This is a genomic window from Terrabacter lapilli, assembly GCF_039531305.1.
In the GTDB taxonomy this organism is placed as follows: Bacteria; Actinomycetota; Actinomycetes; order Actinomycetales; family Dermatophilaceae; genus Terrabacter; species Terrabacter lapilli.
On the sequence record NZ_BAAAPU010000010.1, the window covers coordinates 55,007 to 74,583 of the forward strand.

Annotated in this window: 21 protein-coding genes and 1 riboswitch; of the genes, 5 read left to right on the forward strand and 16 right to left on the reverse strand. The window is 72.3% G+C overall.

Features of this window, described 5'->3' with window-relative positions:
• Positions 1-70 precede the first annotated feature (70 nt).
• The 12 genes from ribH to ABD241_RS17230 all read right to left on the reverse strand — a co-directional run bounded on the left by ribH (position 71) and on the right by ABD241_RS17230 (position 12,575).
• A complete protein-coding gene (gene ribH, locus ABD241_RS17175) occupies positions 71-541 on the reverse strand; it encodes a 6,7-dimethyl-8-ribityllumazine synthase (RefSeq protein WP_142221662.1) in 471 nt (156 codons plus the stop codon).
• Entirely contained in the window at positions 538-1,776 is a 1,239-nt protein-coding gene (gene ribB, locus ABD241_RS17180) for a 3,4-dihydroxy-2-butanone-4-phosphate synthase (protein WP_344065493.1), read from the reverse strand. The genes ribH and ribB overlap by 4 nt, the downstream gene beginning before the upstream one ends.
• Positions 1,773-2,378: a riboflavin synthase gene (locus tag ABD241_RS17185; protein ID WP_344065496.1), complete on the reverse strand. Its 606-nt coding sequence runs from the start codon at positions 2,376-2,378 to the stop codon at positions 1,773-1,775. Before ABD241_RS17185 ends, ribB begins: the two co-directional genes overlap by 4 nt.
• Before the next feature lie 10 nt (positions 2,379-2,388).
• A complete protein-coding gene (gene ribD, locus ABD241_RS17190) occupies positions 2,389-3,441 on the reverse strand; it encodes a bifunctional diaminohydroxyphosphoribosylaminopyrimidine deaminase/5-amino-6-(5-phosphoribosylamino)uracil reductase RibD (RefSeq protein WP_344065499.1) in 1,053 nt (350 codons plus the stop codon).
• A 15-nt stretch (positions 3,442-3,456) separates the two neighbouring features.
• Entirely contained in the window at positions 3,457-4,215 is a 759-nt protein-coding gene (pnuC, locus tag ABD241_RS17195) for a nicotinamide riboside transporter PnuC (RefSeq protein ID WP_344065502.1), read from the reverse strand.
• 116 nt (positions 4,216-4,331) lie between these two features.
• Positions 4,332-4,460: riboswitch (FMN riboswitch) on the reverse strand.
• A gap of 104 nt (positions 4,461-4,564) precedes the next feature.
• Positions 4,565-6,844 (reverse strand): FG-GAP-like repeat-containing protein, encoded by a 2,280-nt coding sequence (locus ABD241_RS17200; RefSeq protein ID WP_344065505.1) that lies wholly within the window; start codon positions 6,842-6,844, stop codon positions 4,565-4,567.
• A gap of 99 nt (positions 6,845-6,943) precedes the next feature.
• Positions 6,944-7,600, reverse strand: a complete 657-nt coding sequence (gene rpe, locus ABD241_RS17205) for a ribulose-phosphate 3-epimerase (protein WP_344065508.1) — start codon at positions 7,598-7,600, stop codon at positions 6,944-6,946.
• Positions 7,601-7,647: 47 nt separating this feature from the next.
• On the reverse strand, positions 7,648-9,198 hold the full coding sequence (locus ABD241_RS17210; RefSeq protein ID WP_344065511.1) for an RsmB/NOP family class I SAM-dependent RNA methyltransferase: 1,551 nt from the start codon (positions 9,196-9,198) through the stop codon (positions 7,648-7,650).
• Complete coding sequence (gene fmt / locus ABD241_RS17215; protein ID WP_344065514.1) at positions 9,191-10,138, reverse strand: methionyl-tRNA formyltransferase; 948 nt, start codon at positions 10,136-10,138, stop codon at positions 9,191-9,193. Before fmt ends, ABD241_RS17210 begins: the two co-directional genes overlap by 8 nt.
• A 1-nt stretch (position 10,139) precedes the next feature.
• The gene (gene def / locus ABD241_RS17220; RefSeq protein WP_344065517.1) at positions 10,140-10,685 is read right to left on the reverse strand and encodes a peptide deformylase; all 546 of its coding nucleotides are present in this window, start codon (positions 10,683-10,685) and stop codon (positions 10,140-10,142) included.
• Between the two features lie 43 nt (positions 10,686-10,728).
• Positions 10,729-12,027 (reverse strand): MFS transporter, encoded by a 1,299-nt coding sequence (locus tag ABD241_RS17225; RefSeq protein ID WP_344065520.1) that lies wholly within the window; start codon positions 12,025-12,027, stop codon positions 10,729-10,731.
• On the reverse strand, positions 12,024-12,575 hold the full coding sequence (locus tag ABD241_RS17230; RefSeq protein ID WP_344065523.1) for an ArsR/SmtB family transcription factor: 552 nt from the start codon (positions 12,573-12,575) through the stop codon (positions 12,024-12,026). Before ABD241_RS17230 ends, ABD241_RS17225 begins: the two co-directional genes overlap by 4 nt.
• A gap of 126 nt (positions 12,576-12,701) precedes the next feature.
• Between ABD241_RS17230 and ABD241_RS17235 the strand changes: the two genes are divergently transcribed.
• From ABD241_RS17235 to ABD241_RS17245, 3 genes are read left to right on the forward strand one after another with little or no spacing between them, the layout of a single operon-like run.
• On the forward strand, positions 12,702-13,751 hold the full coding sequence (locus ABD241_RS17235) for a methylenetetrahydrofolate reductase C-terminal domain-containing protein (RefSeq protein WP_344065526.1): 1,050 nt from the start codon (positions 12,702-12,704) through the stop codon (positions 13,749-13,751).
• Complete coding sequence (locus ABD241_RS17240; RefSeq protein ID WP_344065529.1) at positions 13,748-14,524, forward strand: class I SAM-dependent methyltransferase; 777 nt, start codon at positions 13,748-13,750, stop codon at positions 14,522-14,524. The genes ABD241_RS17235 and ABD241_RS17240 overlap by 4 nt, the downstream gene beginning before the upstream one ends.
• The gene (locus tag ABD241_RS17245; protein ID WP_344065532.1) at positions 14,521-15,060 is read left to right on the forward strand and encodes a DinB family protein; all 540 of its coding nucleotides are present in this window, start codon (positions 14,521-14,523) and stop codon (positions 15,058-15,060) included. The genes ABD241_RS17240 and ABD241_RS17245 overlap by 4 nt, the downstream gene beginning before the upstream one ends.
• 6 nt (positions 15,061-15,066) lie before the next feature.
• On the opposite strand, the gene ABD241_RS17250 is transcribed toward ABD241_RS17245, so the two are convergent.
• Both ABD241_RS17250 and ABD241_RS17255 read right to left on the reverse strand, forming a co-directional pair.
• Positions 15,067-15,648 carry a DinB family protein gene (locus ABD241_RS17250; protein WP_344065535.1) on the reverse strand — a complete coding sequence of 194 codons (582 nt, stop codon included), beginning with the start codon at positions 15,646-15,648 and terminating at the stop codon, positions 15,067-15,069.
• A gap of 210 nt (positions 15,649-15,858) precedes the next feature.
• Positions 15,859-16,320, reverse strand: a complete 462-nt coding sequence (locus tag ABD241_RS17255) for a YciI family protein (RefSeq protein ID WP_344065538.1) — start codon at positions 16,318-16,320, stop codon at positions 15,859-15,861.
• A gap of 302 nt (positions 16,321-16,622) precedes the next feature.
• Between ABD241_RS17255 and ABD241_RS17260 the strand changes: the two genes are divergently transcribed.
• A complete protein-coding gene (locus ABD241_RS17260; RefSeq protein ID WP_344065540.1) occupies positions 16,623-17,510 on the forward strand; it encodes an alpha/beta hydrolase fold domain-containing protein in 888 nt (295 codons plus the stop codon).
• 16 nt (positions 17,511-17,526) lie between these two features.
• Here ABD241_RS17260 and ABD241_RS17265 read toward each other — a convergent pair whose 3' ends face one another.
• Both ABD241_RS17265 and ABD241_RS17270 read right to left on the reverse strand, forming a co-directional pair.
• The gene (locus ABD241_RS17265; protein WP_344065543.1) at positions 17,527-17,820 is read right to left on the reverse strand and encodes a DUF4287 domain-containing protein; all 294 of its coding nucleotides are present in this window, start codon (positions 17,818-17,820) and stop codon (positions 17,527-17,529) included.
• On the reverse strand, positions 17,820-18,155 hold the full coding sequence (locus tag ABD241_RS17270; RefSeq protein WP_344065546.1) for a cupin domain-containing protein: 336 nt from the start codon (positions 18,153-18,155) through the stop codon (positions 17,820-17,822). The genes ABD241_RS17265 and ABD241_RS17270 overlap by 1 nt, the downstream gene beginning before the upstream one ends.
• 106 nt (positions 18,156-18,261) lie before the next feature.
• On the opposite strand from ABD241_RS17270, the gene ABD241_RS17275 reads away from it, so the two are divergent.
• On the forward strand, positions 18,262-19,254 hold the full coding sequence (locus ABD241_RS17275; protein ID WP_344065549.1) for an ArsR/SmtB family transcription factor: 993 nt from the start codon (positions 18,262-18,264) through the stop codon (positions 19,252-19,254).
• The last annotated feature ends 323 nt before the right edge of the window (positions 19,255-19,577 follow it).

The following is a 19,577-nucleotide window of genomic DNA, read 5'->3' on the forward strand; positions in this document are numbered from 1 at the left end:
GCGTCTGCGACCCCGACGGTGCTCACGAGGCGGCTGGTCAGCGGGCTCACGAGGCGGCTGGTCAGCGGGCTCACGGGGTGGGGACGCCGCGGAGTGCGACGACGGTGGCGACGGCAGCCGACGCCGCCTCGTGCCCCTTGTCCTCGGCCGATCCCGGCAGCCCGGCGCGGTCGAGCGCCTGGGCCTCGTCGTCGCACGTGAGCACCCCGAAGCCGATGGGTGTGGCGGTGCGCACCGACACGTCGGTGATCCCGACGGTTGCCGCCTGGCAGACGTAGTCGAAGTGCGGGGTGCCGCCGCGGATGACGACGCCGAGCGCCACCAGGGCGTCGTAGTGCTGCGCCAGCGAGGCGCACGCGACCGGGAGCTCGAAGGTGCCGGGCACGCGGACGACGTCGACCGACGTCACGCCCGCGTCGGCGAGGCCGCGTCGGGCTCCGTCGAGCAGGCCGTCCATGACCTGCTGGTGCCAGCTCGCCGCGACGACCGCGACCCGCAGCCCCGTGCCGTCGGTGGTGATGGTGGGTGCGCCGTCCTTCATGCCGTCTCCTTGCTGCCGTGCTGCTCGCTCGTCGCCGGGAGGTCGTGGCCCATCCGGTCGCGCTTGGTCGTGAGGTAGTGCTCGTTGTGCTCGCCCACCGGTCCGTGCAGCCGCTCGACGGCGACGACGTCGAGACCGAGGCTGCGCAGCGCCGAGACCTTTGTGGGGTTGTTCGTCAGCAGGACCACCTGCGACGCGCCGAGGTCGTGCAGGATCGCTGCTCCGGCGGCGTACTCCCTGGCGTCGACCGGCAGCCCGAGCGCCGTCTGCGCGTCGACGGTGTCGGCTCCCTCGTCCTGCCGGGCGTACGCGCGGAGCTTGTCGACGAGCCCGACGCCGCGGCCCTCGTGCCCGCCGAGGTAGACGACGACGCCGCCGTCGCGGCCCACGCGCGCCAGCGACGCCTGCAGCTGGGGGCCGCAGTCGCAGCGCAGTGAGCCGAAGGCGTCACCGGTCAGGCACTCGGAGTGCAGTCGCGTCACGACCGGCCCGCCGCGGCCGTGCAGCCCGCGGGGGCTGACCAGCGCGACGTGCTCGTCACCCGTCAGGGTGTCGCGGTAGCCGTGCGCCGTGAAGGTGCCGTGCACCGTGGGGATGCGGGTCGTGGCGAGCCGCTCGACCCGGTCGAGCCGCTGGCGGTGGTCGATGAGCTGCTCGATCGTGATGACCGGCAGGCCGGACTCGCGCCCGAGCGCCACGACGGCGTCGAAGCGCATCATCGTGCCGTCGTCGTGGACGAGCTCGCCGATGACTCCGACGGGCGAGAGGCCCGCGAGCCGGGTGAGGTCGACGGCGGCCTCGGTGTGGCCGGGACGGGTGAGCACCCCGCCCGCGCGGGCGCGCAGCGGCAGGATGTGCCCGGGCCGGATGAGGTCGGCCGGGACGGAGTCCGGGTGGGCGAGCACCTGCACGGTGCGCAGTCGGTCGGCCGCGCTGATGCCGGTGGTGATGCCGGAGGCGGCGTCGACAGAGACGGTGTAGGCGGTGCGCAGCGGGTCGCGGTTCTCGGCGACCATGAGCGGGAGCTCGAGCCGGTCCGCCACGTCGCCGGGCATCGGCGCGCAGAGGTAGCCGGAGGAGTGCCGGATGGTCCAGGCCATCCACTCCTCGGTGGCAGTCTCGGCTGCGAGCACGAGGTCTCCCTCGTTCTCGCGGTCCTCGTCGTCGAGGACGAGGACCGGCCGGCCCGACCGGAGGGCCTCGAACGCCTCCTCGACGGTCGAGAGCCTGCTCATGACAGGGCCTCCTGACGGTGGCTCAGCAGCCGCTCGACGTACTTGGCGATGACGTCGACCTCGAGGTTGACGACGTCACCGACTCCCTTGTGTCCCAAGGTCGTCAGGTCGAGCGTGGTCGGGATGAGGGAGACTCCGAAGGAGTCGTCGCCTACGTGGGCGACCGTCAGCGACACCCCGTCCACCGTGATGGAGCCCTTCTCGACGACGTATGCCGCGAGGCCGGCCGGGAGGGTGAAGTCCACCGTCTCCCAGCGGTCCCCCGGAGTGCGGGCCGTGATCGTTGCGGTGCCGTCCACGTGGCCCTGGACGACGTGGCCGCCGAACCGGCCGTCCGCGGGCATCGCCCGTTCGAGGTTGACCCGGTCCCCGGGCGAGAGAGCACCGAGGCTGCTGCGCTCGAGCGTCTCGGCCATGACGTCGACGGTGAACGCGGTCGCATCGTGGTCGGTCACGGTGAGGCACACGCCGTTGACGGCGATGGAGGCGCCGTGTGTCGCGTCGGAGACGACCAGCGGCCCCTCGATGCGCAGCACCGCCGAGGCGGGGCCGTGCTCGATGCCCGCGACGGTGCCCAGTTCTTCGACGATTCCGGTGAACATGACTGTCTCCTCAGGGTTGTGCAGGCAGGCGAGGGTCGGTGGTGGCGTCGTCGCGGACGGGGACGGCGTGGATGCGGACGTCCTGCCCCACGACGGCGACGTCGACGAGCCGAAGCCGTCGGGCGTCCGAGATGGTCCCGATGCCGAGGTCGGCGACCGCGGCGCGGCCGGCGCCCAGCAGCGCGGGCGCGACGTACGCGTAGACGTCGTCGACGAGCCCGCCGCGGACGAACGCGGCGGCCAGGGTCGGGCCGCCCTCGAGCCACACGTCGCGGACACCCCTGAGCCACAGGGCGTCCAACGCCTCGCGCGGGTCGCGGGTGGACAGGCGAACGGCGCAGCCGGGACCGTCGTGCACCCTCGCGCCCTCGGGGAGCTCGCGCAGACCCATCACCACGCGGAGGGGCTGGTGGGGGGCCGGCGAGCCGTCCGGCATACGTACGGTGAGCCTCGGGTCGTCGACGAGGGCGGTGCCGGTGCCGACGAGGACCGCGTCGCGGGTGGCGCGCAGCTCGTGCACGTCGGCGCGCGCCTCCTCGCCCGTCACCCACCGGCTGGTGCCGTCAGCGGCGGCGCTGCGGCCGTCGAGCGTCGTCGCGAGCTTCCACGTGACCAGGGGGCGGCCGAGGAGGACCGTGCGGCCCCAGCGCTCGTTGAGGTGGGCGGCCTCGTCGGCGAGCACTCCCCCGGTGACCTGGACGCCGGCGGCGTGCAGCCGCTCGGCCCCGCCGGCCGCGTCGGGGTTGGGGTCGGACTGGGCGAAGACCACCCGTGCCACCCCGGCGGCCACGAGCGCCTCCGTGCACGGGCCGGTGCGGCCGCTGTGCGAGCAGGGCTCGAGCGTCACGTAGGCGGTGGCGCCACGGGCGGCCTCGCCGGCCGCCCGCAGCGCCTCCACCTCGGCGTGCGGCGTGCCCGCACCGTGGTGGAAACCCTCCCCGACGACGGTCCCGTCGGCGGCCACGACGACGCAGCCCACCCGGGGGTTGGGGTCTGGCCAGGGCCCGGAGGCCGCGAGCTGCAGCGCCCGCCGCATCCAGGTCGACGCCGACGTGTCACCCATGGTCCAGCACGGTCCTCAGCTCGACGAGCGGGCGAGCTCGGGCTCGGCGTCGCGCTGCTCGACCCGGGTGACCTTGACCCACTGGGTGAAGCCGTAGAGCACGAACAGGCCGTAGAAGGTGTAGAGCACGGCCGTCGGCACGTAGTCGGTGGCGAAGGCGAACGGCACCCCGACCAGGTCGACGCCGATCCAGGCCAGCCAGAACTCGTTCCAGCCGCGCGCCATGGCGTAGGTCGCGACGATCGAGCCGACGAAGATCCACGCGTCGCACCAGTAGAACCACCAGGCCGGCGTGAAGAACGGGTTGGGTGAGAGGTTCCAGAGCCAGACGAAGGCCTGGTGCACGACGACGGTGCCGAGGAGCCAGAAGGCGACGACCGCCAGGCGCTCGCGGCTCGTGGCCCAGCGAGGCGTGATGGCCACGCCCCGCTCGTCGCCGGCGTGGTTGAGCCGGCGCACCTGCGCCCAGCGCCACCAGCCGTAGATGCTCGTGAGGATGAAGAACACCTGGCGGCCCGCCTGCCCGAAGAGCGGGACGCGCTCGTCGGCGCCGAAGACCGCCCCGAGGTAGACGAAGAACAGCATGATGTTGGCGAGGATCCCGACGGGCCAGGCGGCCACCCACCGGCGCATGCCGAGGTAGGCCGAGGCGAGCCCGATGAGGACGCCGATCAGCTCCAGCCAGTGCAGCTGGTAGGGCCCGATGGGGATGGTCGCGTCGATGGCCTGCTGGAAGACGTTCTTCGTCTGGTCGGCCAGAGCAAGAGCCTGCATGTGGTGTTCGTCCTCGATGGTTCGTCGGTTCAGGGACGAACTCCGGGGTACTCCACACGCCCACGTGGTCCGGGCCGGGTCTGACGACGCCGACGGCCCAGGCCACGACGGCCTGTCTCGTGCTGCCTCCCATCCGGACTTTCACCGTCGGTCCTGGAGTTCCACCAGGTCAACCGGCCGCTGGATGCGGCCGGGTCGCGGACTGTAACCGCCGGCTCGGAATTACACCGACCCCGGAGCACGTACGGCCAGTATGCACCCGCCCGTGCCCGCGGCGCACACCGCGACCGCGTGACGGCCGACACCCGTCCGCGACCCGGGTGAGGGCCGCACGAGCCCGCAGCTCCGGTCAGACGAAGCTGGCGAACCCCTTGGACACGAGGAAGCGGGGCGAGAAGCCTCCCCGGCCATTGCCCGGGTAGGCGTAGAGGTAGCCGTTGGGCGCCAGGGCCAGCACGTCGTTGCGACGGTCACCGGTGAAGTCGCCCATGCCGGTGATCTGGGCGAACACGTTCCAGCCCGCGCCGATCTGCTTGCGGGGCCGGAAACCGCCGGATCCGTTGCCGGGATAGAGCCACAGGGTGCCGTCGCTGCGGCGGGCCACGAGGTCGTTGCGGCGGTCGCCGTCGAAATCACCGACGCCGACGACGGCGGTGAAGGACTGCCAGCCGCTCCCGATCTTCTTCGGGGTGTAGAAGTGTGCCCAGTCCTTGTTGACCCAGAGGAACATGTCGCCGTTGTCGGCGATGGTGATCACATCGGCCTTGGTGTTGCCGTTGAAGTCACCTGGTGTCACGACCTGCCGGTAGGCGTTGAACCGCCCGGGGAGGATGGAGTTGGCGCCGGTGAGGCGGTTGCCGTTGTACGCCCACCACGACTCGTCCCGGCCGGAGTCGGTGATGGCCAGCGTGTTGCCGCCGAAGAAGTCGTCGTTCGGCTGGGCGAGGGCGGGCAGGAGGGCGCGCAGCTCCCCGAGACCCGAACCGACTCGGGTGGCACCGGCGATGCCACCGGCGCCGTTGCCCCGGTAGATGTAGGCGATGTTCCCGCGGGTCACACCGATGATGTCCGCGCGGCGGTCGTTGCTGACGTCGACGGTGACGAAGAGCCGTTGCCGCGCGCGTGGGATGGCCGTGGTCGTTCGGGTGGGACCGAGCCCGGCTGCGTTGCCGGCGCGGACCGAGAAGGTGTACGTCGTGTTGTTGGTCAGTCCCGGGACGGTCAGGGCCCGCGTCGTCGCGCCGACCGTGTACGTCCGGCCGCCGGGTGAGACGGTGACGGTGTAGCCCGTGACCGCGCTGCCGCCGGTGTCGCCCGGGGGGTCCCACTGGACCCTGGCCGACCGTTCGGACGCAGTCGCGCCGACCCACCAGGGCGCCTCCGGCCTGGCGATGACCGTCAGGTCGAGGGCCGCGAGATCGAGCGTGTGCGTGGTCGGGCACGAGCGGTTGCACTCCAGGGTGCCGTCGCGATGGTAGGCGCTGTAGTTGCCCGTCCTGTCGCGGAGCACCACCGTGTCCGCGTTCCACCGTCCGGTGCTCACGGCCGGTACCACTCCAGAGGCGACCCCGGGGCCCGTGACCTTGGTCTCCCAGCCCCAGAACGCGGGGCTCTGCGAGCCGTCTGTGGACGTGTACTCGATCCTCACCGTGTCGAGCGCCTGCTCCGTGGCCACGAAGGAGATCGAGCCGGTCGTGCCGCTGACGACGCCCGCCTGTCCGTAGGCCATGCTCGACAGCACCGGAGAGTCGCCGTCGACCGACGAGCCGGTGACGGTGATCGTGGTCGCCGTGAACGGCAGGGTGTGCGAGGTCGGACCCACGGCTCCGGACGGGCGCACCGCGACCGCGCCGGAGCTGCGGTACGTCGTTGAGTTGCCCGGCAGGTCACGCACGGAGACCGAGTCGAGCCAGTAGGTGCCGTTGGGCACCCTCATCGGCACGGCCCCGATGACGGAGCCGTATGCGGCCGGGTCGCCGTTGAGCCTGAAGATCTCGTGACCGTTGGTGAACTCGGCCGTCGCGGCGGTGCCCTCGGACGTCAGCGCCGGGTGAAGCTCGTCGACCCCCAGGTCGAGCCGTGCCACCTGGCCCACCGCAGCCGCGGTCGACGCGAGGGAGACCGAGCGCAGGACGGGCGCCTGCACGTCGGGTGTCGACCCGGTCACGCTCAGTGTGACGTTCAGCGGGAGGTCGTGCACCGCGTCCGGGCAGGCCGGGAGGCACGTCATCCCGGTGGGTGAGTAGAGGGTCCGGCGGCCCTCGGCGTCGGTGACGGTCAGCTGGGAGAGCCTGGTGACCCCGTTGGCCAGCCCGTCGGGCACGGTCGTCGACGCCACGCCCGCCAGCGGCAGCTGGTCACCGAAGTGCCACTCGGTGCGACGTCCCGTTCCGTCGACGAAGTAGGCGACGATCCTCACGGTCGTGGAGGCGTCCGTCGCGGAGTAGGAGATGGTCACCGGGTCGCCCGGCACGACGTCGATCGGCGTCGTGAACGAGATGGAGTCGAGCCGAGGCGAGGCGTCGTCGACGGCCCAGGCCGCCGGTGCCGTCACGGCGACCGTGGTCGCCGCCAGCCCCACGGCCAGCAGCGCTGCCAGCCTGGTGCGGATCTGGGCACAGAAATGCACGGGTCCCCCTGTCGGACGTGTGAGTCGAGCGCAGCCTATGGCCTGACCGGCCCATATCGGACAGATTGCGCAGATCGGATCCCGGGCGGGCCGCTCCCGTCAGTGCCGGTGGGCCTGCGCCAGCGTGCGCAGCTCGTCGACGGCTGCAGCCGCGTCCTCGGCGCCGTAGACGGCCGAGCCCGCCACGAAGACGTCGGCGCCCGCCTCGGCGCACTGCTCGATCGTGTCGGCGCTGACTCCCCCGTCGACCTGGACCCAGATCTCGCCGCCGTGCCGCCGCACGGCCTCTCGGACCTGGCGCACCTTCGGCATCTGGTCGGCCATGAACGACTGGCCACCGAATCCCGGCTCGACCGTCATGACGAGGACCATGTCGAGGTCGGGCAGCAGCTCCTCGTAGGGGGCGAAGTCGGTCGCCGGCTTGAGCGCCATGGAGGCGCGCGCTCCCGCGGCCCGGAGCGTTCGGGCCAGCGCCCGAGGGTCGCGCGCGGCCTCGACGTGGAAGGTGACGGACTGGCAGCCGGCCTCCGCGTAGCCGGGTGCCCACCGGTCCGGGTCCTCGATCATCAGGTGCGCGTCGATGGGGACCGGGCTCACCTTGAGCAGCGCCTCGACGACGGGCAGGCCGAGCGTCAGGTTGGGCACGAAGTGGGCGTCCATGACGTCGACGTGGGCCCAGTCCGCGTTGGCGATCCGCCCCAGCTCGGCCTCGAGGTTGGCGAAGTCGGCGGACAGGATGCTCGGTGAGATCTGCACGCGCACAGCCTAGAGGCGGCCTCGAGGGGCGACCCGTCGGCCGCGCGTCAGCGCTTGCGCAGGAGGGCGAAGAACATGGCGTCGGTGCCGTGCAGGTGCGGCCACAGCTGGACGTACGGCCCCTCGCCCAGGTCGGGCAGCTGCCGTCCCGAGGCGTCGACGAAGAGTGGGCGTGCGTCGAGAAGCCCGACGTCGTCGCGCTTCTTGAGGGCGTCCGTGACGACGAAGCGGGTCTCGTTGAGGTGCGGGCTGCAGGTGGCGTAGCCGACCAGGCCGCCCGGGGCTGTCGCGTCGATGCCCGACGCGAGCAGCTCACGCTGCAGGCCGGCCAGCGCTGCGACGTCGCCGGCGGTGCGCCGCCAGCGTGCCTCGGGACGACGGCGCAGGGCGCCGAGGCCCGTGCACGGGGCGTCGATGAGCACGCGGCTGAAGCCACCGGGCTCGACCTCGCCGAGGTCGCGCCCGTCACCGTGGCGGACCTTGAGGCTGACGTCGCGGTCGCGCGCCTCGGCCCTGGCGGCGGCGAGCGTCTGCCACACGAGGTCGGCGCGGTGCTCGCTGATCTCGTTGCCCACGAAGGGGATCCGCCGCTGGATGGCCAGGGCCGCGAGCAGCCCCGCCTTGCCGCCGGGGCCCGCGCAGAGGTCGAGCCAGCGCTCACGCTCGGCCGCCTCGCCCTCGACGTCGGCGGCGGCCAGTGCGAGGACCAGCAGCTGCGAGCCCTCGTCCTGCACGGCGGCGCGTCCGTCGCGGACAGCGGAGATCGCGCCCGGGTCGCCCTCGGGCAGGATGGCGCCGACGGGGCTGAGGCCCGTGGGCTCCGCGCCGGCCTCCTCGAGCTCGTCGAGGGAGGCAAGGCCCGGCCGGGCGGCGAGCGACACCTTGGCGGGCGCGTTGTCGCTCTCGAGCAGGGCCGTCAGCGACTGCTCCACCTGGTCGGCCGCCGTCGTGCCGTGCCCGATGAGCGCGGCACGGAGCGCCTTGGCGATCCAGACCGGGTGCGAGGTCCGCAACGCCAGTCGCTCGACGGGGTCGGAGACGCCCTCCGTGACGAGGTCGACCCACTCGTCCCGCTCGCGCTCGCTGATGCGGCGCAGCACGGCGTTGACGAACCCGGCAGCGCCCGCACCGTTGACCTGTCGGGCCAGGGCGACGGTCTCGTCCACGGCGGCGTGGCTCGGCACGCGCATGCCCAGGAGCTGGTGGGCGCCGAGGCGCAGCGTGTCGAGGACGTTGGAGTCGATCTTCTCGACCGGTCGGCCGGCGGCAGAGCCGATCACCGCGTCGTAGAGGCCCGACAGCCGCGTCGCGCCGTAGACGAGCTCCGTGGCGAAGCCGGCGTCGCGTCCGTGGATCCCCTTCTCCCGCAGCAACTTCGGGAGGGCAAGGTTGGCATAGGCGCCCTGCGCCACCTCACGCATGACCGTGTAGGCAGCGAGCCGGGGCGCGTCGGTGCGCCTGGCACGCTCCGAGGGTCGCTGCTCCGAGCGGTGGCGCGCCGAGCGCTCGCGGGCCGGTGGTCGCTGCCGCGCGCCGCGGCGACCGTCACCACCCGGACGGCGGCCCGGGGTTCCTCCGTCACGCCCCTGGTCACTCATCGCCGACCGTCTCCCCCTCCTGGACACGCGTGCCGCGCGCCCAGTCGGCTGCCGGCATGGGCTTCTTGCCGTGCGCCTGGACGGCGCCCAGTCGCACCGGCCCCGTGCCGGTGCCGACGAAGACGGCCTTCTTCGTGACGAGCAGCCGGCCGGCCGGGAGCGGCTGGTCAGCGGCCGGCTCGTCGCCCGCCACCACCGTCACGGGTGACACCTTCAGGCGCTCGCCGCGGAAGGTGGTCCAGGCGCCGGGCGCCGGAGTGCAGCCGCGCACGAGCCGGTCGACGGCGGTCGCCGGTCGCGTCCACACGATGCGTGCGTCGTCGACCTCGATCTTGGGAGCCAGCGACACCCCGTCAGCCGCCTGCGGCACGGCGACGAGGTCACCGGACTCGAGTCCGTCGAGCGTGGCGACGAGCAGCCCGGCACCTGCGGTCGAGAGCCGCTCGAGCAGGTCGCCGGCGGTGTCGGTGGGTCGGATCCGCTCGGTCATGACGCCGAGCACCGGGCCGGTGTCGAGCCCGCGCTCGATGACGAAGGTCGAGGCACCCGTCAGCTCGTCGCCGGCCATGATGGCGTGCTGCACGGGTGCCGCTCCCCGCCAGGCGGGCAGGAGCGAGAAGTGCAGGTTGATCCAGCCGAGCCGCGGGATCGTCAGCGCGACGGGCGGGATGAGGTTGCCGTACGCGACGACCGGGCAGGCGTCGGGCGCGAGCTGCACGAGGGCCTCGAGGAAGTCGGGGTCCTTGACGCGCGCCGGTGTCAGCACCGGGACGCCGAGCTCCTCGGCGCGCCGGCGCACCGGCGAGGGCTCGAGCCGCCGGCCCCGGCCGGCGGGGGCGTCGGGACGGGTGACGACGCCGACGAGGTCGTGGCTGGAGGTCGCGACGGCCTCGAGGCTCGGCACGGCGGCCTCGGGCGTGCCTGCGAAGACGACCCTCACGTCACATCGCCCGGCCGAAGGTCGAGTGCGGGCTGATCCGTACCTCGGGCGGGTTGTCGGCGAACCACTCCGCCTCCCGGATGGCACGCATCGCCTCCCGGCGCGCCCCGGCGTCGAGCCGGTCGACAAAGAGGATGCCGTCGAGGTGGTCGGTCTCGTGCTGGACGCAGCGGGCGAGCAGCGACGAGCCCTCCAGCACGACCGGCTCACCCCACATGTTCTGGCCCTTGGCCACCACCGACAGGGACCGCTTGGTGTCGAAGGCCAGGCCCGGGATCGACAGGCACCCCTCCGGGCCCTCCTGCTCGTCGTCGGACAGGTCGAGCACCGGGTTGACCAGGTGGCCGAGCACGCCGTCGACCCAGTACGTGAACACACGGAGACCGACGCCGATCTGCGGCGCCGCGAGACCGACACCCGGAGCGTCGAGCATGGTGTCCTCGAGGTCCTTGACGAGCACCCGCAGCTGCTTGTCGAAGTCGGTGACCTCGGCTGCGGCGGTGCGCAGGACAGGGTCACCGAAGAGTCGGATGTCCTTGATCGACACGGGTCTCCCGGGATGGGCACGACGATGGGTGGGCGCCGCCAGTCTAGGACCGTGCCGCTCCCCCGGTGCTCGCGCCGACGTCCGCCCGGGACGCCGGGCTGGGAGCCGGAGGCTCCTCCACCGTGCGCCCGAGGTCGCGAACCGACCGGGACAGCAGCGCGGACAGCGAGATCAGGACGTAGACCGCGGCACTGACCAGCATCAGGGTCTCGAGGTCGACGGCGGCGGCGAGCCACCCGTAGAGGAACGTGCCGACCGGGATGGCGACGAACGAGCCCAGCGCGTCGTAGCTCGAGACCCGCGAGAGCACGCCGACCGGTACGTGCTCGTGCAGGGCGGTGGACCACCCGACGCCGAAGACCTCGACCGCGGCCCCGGCGAGGAAGAAGCCGACGGCGACCGGCACGAGCGCGGGTGCGACGCCGAGCAGCACCATCGGCACGGCCAGGACGCAGATGGCGAGCATCCCTGCGCGCAGCGGGTGCCGGAGCCGCAGCCGCAGCATGACGAGCGTCATCAGCACGGTGCCCACGGCCTCGGCGCTGAGGACGAGGCCCCATCCTGCCTCGCCGATCGAGGTGCTCGACTTCGCGACCAGCGGGCCGAGCACGCCGATGACGCCGGAGTGGATGGCGTTCGTCAGCCCGAAGGCGAGGACGACGACCCACAGCCACTCGCGCCGGCTGAACTCGCCCCATCCCTCCCGCAGCTCCCGGACCATCGAGTGGCGAGGCGCGCTCGCATCGCCGGTGCGGCGCGGCAGCCCGACGCGCGTGAGACAGACGATCGCGACGGCATACGTCATCGCGTCGACGGCGAGCGCCCAGCCCGGCCCGACGCCGACGACCAGGAGCCCGGCGACGGCGGGGCCGATGACGGCGAGCCCGCTGCGGCTGAACGACAGCAGCGCGTTGGCCTGCTGGAGGCGACCGCGGTCGACGACGAGCGGGACGATCCCCATCATCGCGGGCATCGTGAAGGCCGAGACGGCGCCGTTGACCCCTTCGATGACGGTCAGCTGCGTCAGCGTCGCGTGCCCGCTGATGATGAGCACCGCCGCACAGGCCTGGGTGAGGCAGGTGAGCACGTGCGAGACCTGGAGCACGACGATGCGCGAGAACCGGTCGGCGACGACGCCCCCGACGAGGAGGAAGACGACCATCGTCAGGGTCCGGACACCGAGGACCTGCGCGAGGGCGCCGGCGGACTGGTCGATGTGCAGAACCGCGAAGGCGAGCGCCACCGGCACCATGACGGAACCGGCGGTCGAGACCGTGCGTGCCGTGAAGTACCACGCGAAGCGGCGGTCGGAGAGGGCGCCGAGGGAGTCCTTGGGCTTCATCGGGCGCCACCCTTCGGGTCGGCCATCCGGAAGGCTGCCACCGACAGGTTGGCGCGGACGGTGCCTTCGGTACGCGGCGGGCGGGCGCTCGCGTGGAACAGCCGGCTCGCCTCGGTGACGAGGTCGAAGACCCGCTCCCAGGCCTCGGGGTCGACCCACAGCTCCGCGTCGGTGAACAGGGTCCTCGCTCGGCCCTCCCCGCGCTCGCGCTCGGCGTAGCGACGCGGGATCGCGTCGGCCAGGACCCGGGCGTAGGCGAGGCGATCCTCCTCGCTCGCAGGCGAGTCGCCCCGCGGGCGTTCGGCGTCCCAGGGGTGGCGGTACTTCTTGGCCCGCCCCCCGCGCACGTTCGCCTCCCCCGCCACCTCGAGCAGGCCGGCGGCGTGCAGCAGCCGGAGGTGGTAGCTCGCGTTCGCCTGCGTGACTCCCAGCTCACGGGCGACCTCGGCGGCGCTCAGCTCGGCACCCGTCAGCAGCGAGAGCATCTGCAGGCGCAGTGGGTGCGCGGTCGCACGGAGCTCGCTGATGCGGCCATCCTCCAAAGACATGTTTGGGAGTATGCCGGGTGCTGCGCCCCACCGTCAAGCATTCCTTTGGGGGTGGGCGGAAGGTCCCCGCGTCCGGCTCGCGCCCTCCGGGTCGCGGGTCGCGCAGGCGGCTGACAGGCTGGACCCGTGGAGCTGTCACACCAGCGGGTGCCCGGGTGCCCCAAACGCATGGTCTACGGCCCGTGCGGTGGCGTCCGCAGCGACGGCGGGTGCGAGATGGCCCCGACTCCGTGCGTCTTCGACGAGCTGCGAGATCTCCCGGGCGGTGGCCTCGCCGGCGATCGCAGCGACGGGCACGAGCAGGGTCCTGGCCATGCCGAGCCGGCCGGCCCGGCATGGCGGCCGCCGACGATCCTGACCGACCTCAGCGTCCCGCCGGCCGACGCCGCCACCCTTCGGTCCACCGCTCGGCTCCTGGCCGGCAGCTGCGACGCGCTCCTGGTCGGCGACCACCAGGACCGGGTGGACTTCCCGCCCAGCACCCTCGCCCGGCTCATCGCAGACGCCGGCGCCACGCCGTGGGTGACGCTCGCCTGCCGTGACCGCAACCGGATCGCGCTGGAGCAGGAGCTGCGCGCCCTGGCACTCGACCGGCTCGCCACGGTGCTGTGCGTCACCGGGGACGGCCGCGCGTACGACGTCCGACCGGACGTGACCCAGGCGTTCGACCTCGACGGCACCCGGCTGGCCGCCCTTGCCGCCTCGTTCGGGCTACCGGTGGCGGTGGCCGAGACGCCCACCGCCCGGCCGGTCGCACTGCGACCCCGGCGGCTGGTCCACAAGCAGCTGGTCGGGGCCAGCGTCGGTGCCCTCAACCACGTGCCCACCCGGGCGCAGCTGGCGCAGTTCCTCGACTCGGCCCGTGCCGCCGGGCTGCGCATGCCGGTGATCGCCTCGGTCGTCGTCTTCACCGACCAGCGCTCGGCCGAGGTCCTGGCCGCCCTCCCGGGGCTCAGGATCGCCCCGGACCGGCTCGAGGCGGTGCTGACGGCTGGCGACCCCGTCGAGGCGGGCATCGCAGCAGCCGTGGAGGAGGCGGTCGAGCTGCTGACGCTGCCGGGTATGGCGGGGGTGAACCTGTCCGGGCTGGCGTCGGCCCGGGGCGTGCACGCCGCGGCCGAGATCCAGGCCGAGGTCGGGCGCCGGATCCGCCTGGAGCAAGGAGCGACACCGTGACCAGCTCGTCCGATGCCACGGACTCGATGGACGCCGAGTTCGACACGGTGGCGGCGTGGACCGCAGACGTCGTCCGCGGGCTCGACCCGGCACAGCGCATCCCGGCCGGCTGTCGTGGCAGCGGCAGCCCGGGCGCCCTGCACTGGCTGCTCGACCACCTGGCGCCCGAGCCCGGGCAGGTGTTCCTCGACTGCGGTGCCGGAGTCGGCGGACCGGCCGCGTTCGCGGCCCGGGAGTCCGGCGTACGACCGGTGCTCACCGACCCGGAGCCCGGGGCGTGCCGAGCTGCGCGCTCACTGTTCGACCTCCCTGCGCTGCAGGCCGGGACGCAGCTGCCGATCGCGGGCGGGGCCGTCGATCTCGGGTGGAGCCTCGGGGTGCTGTGCACGGTGGACGACCAACCGGCGTACCTGGCCGAGATCCGTCGGGTGCTGCGGGCGCAGGCGCGCTTCGGCCTCATCGTCTACTGCGCCGCCCACCCCGGGCCGCTGCGCCTCGAGTCGCCCCAGGGCAACGACTTCCCCACCGTCGAGGCCCTCGACGCGCTCCTCGAGGGGGCGTCGTTGCGGGTGCTGAGCAGCGGCTGGACCGACCACTTCGCGGCCTTCCCCGCGGACTGGGAGGAGGTGATGGCCACGGTCCAGACCGAGCTCGAACGCCGTCACGGCGACGACCCGCGCTGGCGGACGGCCGAGGAGCAGTCGGGCCGGATGGGGGCGCTGCTCGACGCCGGCGAGGTGCGCGGGCGGATGCTCGTGGTCGAGGCGTCGTGACCGGCCGCGCCTTCTGGGTGGACCCCGAGGCCGACCCGCGCAATGCCCTCACAGCCCCGGTGGGTGAGCCAGCGACGCTGCGCCACTACCTCGAGCACTACCGGATGACCTTCGAGATGAAGTGCGACGGTCTCACACCGGAGCAGCTGGCCGAGCGGTCGGTCCCGCCGAGCACGATGAGCCTGCTGGGCCTGGTGCGGCACCTGGCCAAGATCGAGCACCACTGGTTCCGCAGGACGCTCGAGCGGCAGGAGGACCTCGCCGTCCTCTACTCGGGCGAGCACGAGACCGATCTCGACTTCGACGGCGCGGTCGGCACAGAGGCCTGCGTGGCCGAGGCCTGGGAGTCCTGGCGCCGCGAGGTGGCTCACGCGCGGGAGGTGTACGCCCGCTACGGCGACGTCGGCGAGCACTTCGTCCCGGGGCAGCCGTGGACCGTCCGGGGGGTCGTGGTGCACCTCATCGAGGAGTACGCCCGGCACTGCGGACACGCCGATCTCCTGCGCGAGTGCATCGACGGTCGCACCGGCCAGTAGGGGTGCTCAGGCGCCGGTCCTGCCGTCGACGCCCTCACGGAGCAGGTCGAGATGCCCACAGTGCTGGGCGTACTCGGTGATCATCCGCAGCATCAGCCAGCGCAGGTCCACGTCCTCGTACCAGTCCAGCGGCCGGGCCGTGTCGTCGAGGTCGTGGGCGGCGACGATCTCGCGGGAGGCCTCGCACTGGGCTCGCCAGACGGCTCGGTCGGCCTCGAAGTCCGCGTCCGGGGGCGGGTCGAAGTCGAGGTCGGGGTTGTCCTCCGCGAAGAAGAGGAAGGGCACGTCGCGCCGTTCGAAGTTCTGCTGGAACCACCAGCGCTCCACCCCGGCGAGGTGTCGCACCAGTCCGTGCACCGACATCGTGGATGGCGGCATCGACCGGGTGCGAGCCTGCTCGGTCGTGAGGCCGCGACACTTCATCTCCACGGTGGCCCGGTAGTAGTCGAGGTATGCCGTGAGCGCCTCTCGCTCGCCGGCCACGCGAGGGATGCGTGGCCGGTCGTCGTCGGACCACACTGCGGCGAAGCCGCTGTCGGTCAGTCCGGACTCGGAATGGCCCTCTCGGCGTGAGGGGTCCTCGACCATGCGCGGCACTCTGCCACAGCCGACGGTCCTGCGCCGGAGACGAGACAGGCCAGGTCGCATCGCGCCAGGATGAAGGCACGTCCATTCGCCAATCCCCCTGGCAGAGCGCCGGCGTGGCGGGCCGGCCAACCCACCACGCCGCGACGATGGCCTCGTCCGAGTGATCTGCACCCGATGCTGCGAGCACAGCGCCAGCGTGGTCAGCTTGGTTCAGTCGCCGGGGGCCTCGGGGCCGTCGGAGATCTGCCGGAGGGTCGCGACCACGGTCACCTCTGGCCAGTACTTGGCGTGGAGCTCCGCGAACTCCCGCTGGTCGGCCACAGCCTCGTCGAGGCTGTCGTACTGCATGATGGCCCACCCCCCGACGACCTCCTTTGTCTCGGCGTACGGCCCGTCGACCCGGCTGACCTCGCCGTGACGGATCACGAAGTTCACGGCGTCCTCCGTCCCGTACAGACCACCACCGTCGAGGAAGACGCCCTTGGCGGCCCGCTCGCCGATGTGGGCATCCATCGCCTCGAACAGCGCCTGTGGCGGGGTGCCCACGCCCTCTTCCATCCTCACGAACCCCATGAAACGCGGCATCGCTATCACTCCTGTTGGTTGACGGGGAGGTGCTTGGTACTCGTACGTCGAACGGCGGTCACGATCGTCGACATCGATCTTCGACATCAGGTTCTCAGCTAGGTGAGCGCTGCGGCGTGGGTGCTCAGCGTGGGCCTGGCTCAGGCGGTGAAGTCCGGTGACGGGATGGCCGTCGAACCGTCCGTGTTCACGACCCGGCGTCCACAAAGCGGCGCGTCCAGCGTGACGGTCCGCGTCACGGATCGCCCAGGTCAGTCCGAGTGGCCAAACGACGCCGCGGAGGGTGAAAGGCGTTGCGTACGCGCGGTGCTGGCTGGTGAGGTGGCCGGGTGCGCCCATCACCAGCCTGCAACGCCCACGTCATCCCGGCCACTGCAGGAGGAACGAACGTGTACGTGCACCTCGACGTCGTCTACGCCCACCGCGACGGTCTTGACCTCCGGATGCACATCATCCAGCCGAGCGGCGACGCCTCCATGTTGGGTTGGAAACAGGCTTTCGAGGGTCAGCACCCCTGCATCGCGTTCGTGCAAGGCTCCGGATGGCGTGAGCAGGCCCTGGGGTCGGCCATGTCGTACCTGTGCCGGTTCGCTCGGCGCGGCTACGTCATCGCCATCGTCCAGTACCGCCCCTCGGTCCTGGCCCCACACCCAGCTCAAGTGCACGACGCGAAGACGGCGGTCAGGTGGCTACGTCAGCACGCTGGCCGGTACGGCATCGACGCGGACCGCATCACCATCTCCGGCGACAGCTCTGGCGGCCACACCGCCCTGTTGGTCCACGCCACCGACGGCTCTTCGGACCTGGACGCGGAGCCGCAGGCCGGCCCGCTGCACCTGTCCAGCGCGGTGGCGTTCTACCCGCCGACGGACCTCACCCTCATGGACCACGACGACGCCGTACGGGACCTGCTGGCCGGGCGTCGGCCCAGCGAGGACCCTGAAGCCGCTCGGTCCGCCAGCCCCGCACACCGGGTGGACCGTGGCCGCCGAGGGCCCGTCCTTCTCGTCCACGGCACCGCCGACGAGGTGGTGCCGCCCGAGCACAGCCTCCTCTACGCGCAGGCAGCGGTCGAGGCCGGCCTGAGCTGCGAGCTGGTGCTCGTCGATGGCGCGGGGCACGGAGTCTGGCCTGCGCTGTTCAACACCGAGGTCGCTGACATCGTCGACTCCTTCCTCAGCAGCGTCGCCCCACAGCCCGTTGGTTCAACTGCACTCGTCGGTTTCGAGGTCTCGCCAGGTCTGCGGGAAGGCAACGCGCAGTCCAAGCTCCCGTGACTCGTCGCCCGGGAGGTCATCCCTCCGCCGGTCGGGTGGCCTTGCCGTCGAGCCACAGTCGATCGCTGGCGTCTCGGTGGCTGCCGGTCGAGCCGACGTGCTTGGTGCTGATCTGGTCGCCCTTGGTGATCACGTGCACCAGAGCCATCGCGTGTCCGTGGCCGAGGCCGTAGGTCTCCTTGAGCCACGAGCAGACCGGTGCGGGCTTGCTCCCCAGGCCGAACCCTTGCGCGGCCGCCCTCTCGACGAACTGGCGGGGAGTGAGGCCGGTCTTGGTCTCGATGTTGTCGAGGTATGCCTGGAAGGACATCAGCGGTTCTCCTGGATCATCGTGTCGGAGGCGTGGATGCAGATCATGCGCAGGGTGCCCGGGCCGGTGTTGCTGAAACCGTGCCACACGTCGGGGCCCACGACGGCGGTGTCGCCGGGGCCGGCGACGACGGTCTCGTCCCCGATCGTCAGGGTCGCCTCGCCGTCCAGGACGTGCCAGGTCTCGCTGTAGGGGTGCCGGTGCAGGCCGGGGCCCTGCCCGGGGTCATTGGTGACGAGGAAGAACGAGACTCCGGACCCGTGGTCGCGCCCCTGGTAGCGCAGGGTTCGCGAGCGCGGGAGGCGAACGGCCGCCGCTGGGACGACTTCGGTCATGCTGTCTCCTATGGCTGGACCGGCCGAAACCGGTCATGCTCGTCGACCGGTCACGGCCGACGCCCATACCCTCGCGTCGGGCCCCTGTGGCCGCTATCGTTTCGATGTGGGTCGAAACGTCGTCGAGTTCCGTCTCGCCCGTGACGACCTGTCGGCGATCCGCTTCGGGGTCTCTCCCGGGCACGAGCTCGCCCACGCGGTCCGGGTGCTCGGCCAGCCGCAGTACCACCCGCTCCAGTGGGGCTGGCTGCGCCGCACCCGCGGCCAGGCCCCGGAGCGGGCGTTCGAGCTGCTGCGGCTTCTGGTCGGCCCGGACGGGTACATGCCGGACTTCCTCACCTCGACACCCGGATGGGAGCTCACCCCGGACGAGGAGCTCGAGCGTCTGCGCCATGCCGAGCTCGAGCCCATGCGGGTGGACCTGTTCAAGCGGGTGGAGCGCACCACCGGCGCGGAGCGGCAGGTGCTGCGCAGCATGGCCGAGGACCCTGCCCGCGCGAGACCTGTGATCGCCGACGCGTGGAAGCAGTGCTGGGACGCGCTGCTTGCCCCGTTCTGGTCGCAGCTCGAACATATTCTGCGCGCCGACATCGGGGCCCGGGCGCGCCGGATGACGATCCACGGCACCGGCCCGATGGTCGACACCCTTCATGAGGCCGTGCAGTGGGCGCCGCACGCCGTCCGCGTGCAGCTACGTCTGCACGCGGAGGTGCTCGACTGCGCCGGTAGCGGACTCGTGCTGGCGCCCTCGGTCATGGCGCCGCGGTGTTCGGTGGTGACGGAGGCGCCGGCCCAGCCGACGCTCTTCTATCCGGCCCTGGGCGTGTCCGAGAGGTGGGCCGTCGCACCCACCGGCACCACAGATGCCCTCAGGAGCCTTCTGGGCACCGGCCGCGCCGGTGTCCTGCTCGTGCTGCGCGGTCCGCTGTCGACCACGGAGATCGCCGCTGCCGAGGACCTGGCCGTCTCGACCGCCTCGCACCACCTGTCACTGCTGCGCGCAGCCGGCCTGGTCCACTCCCGCCGGGAAGGACGCACCGTTCTGCACGAGCGCACCCCGCTCGGCGAGGCGCTCGCCAGCGGATCGCCGACAACCTAGCCGGGCGTGTTCCCCGTTCTCCATTGAGGGCACAGCTCGCCGCCGCCTTGGCGGGCCAGCCGGTCGAACCGACGCCGGGTCCCGGGCACTCCGCGTACGTGCGTCTGCGCTCAGTGCGCGCTTTGCGACGTCGGCATCTTCGGCGTCGTCGAACCACGTGGCGCGTCGACCCCTCCGCGTTGGGCCCCTGGACCGGCTTCGGACTCTTCTGCGGGTACGCCGCCCTCGTCCTGCTGCTGGCTGCCGTCCGGCAGCGGCAAGGCGATACCTGACCCTGCCACCGACCCGCCGATTCCCTGGGGAACGGGGACTCGAAGGGCTCG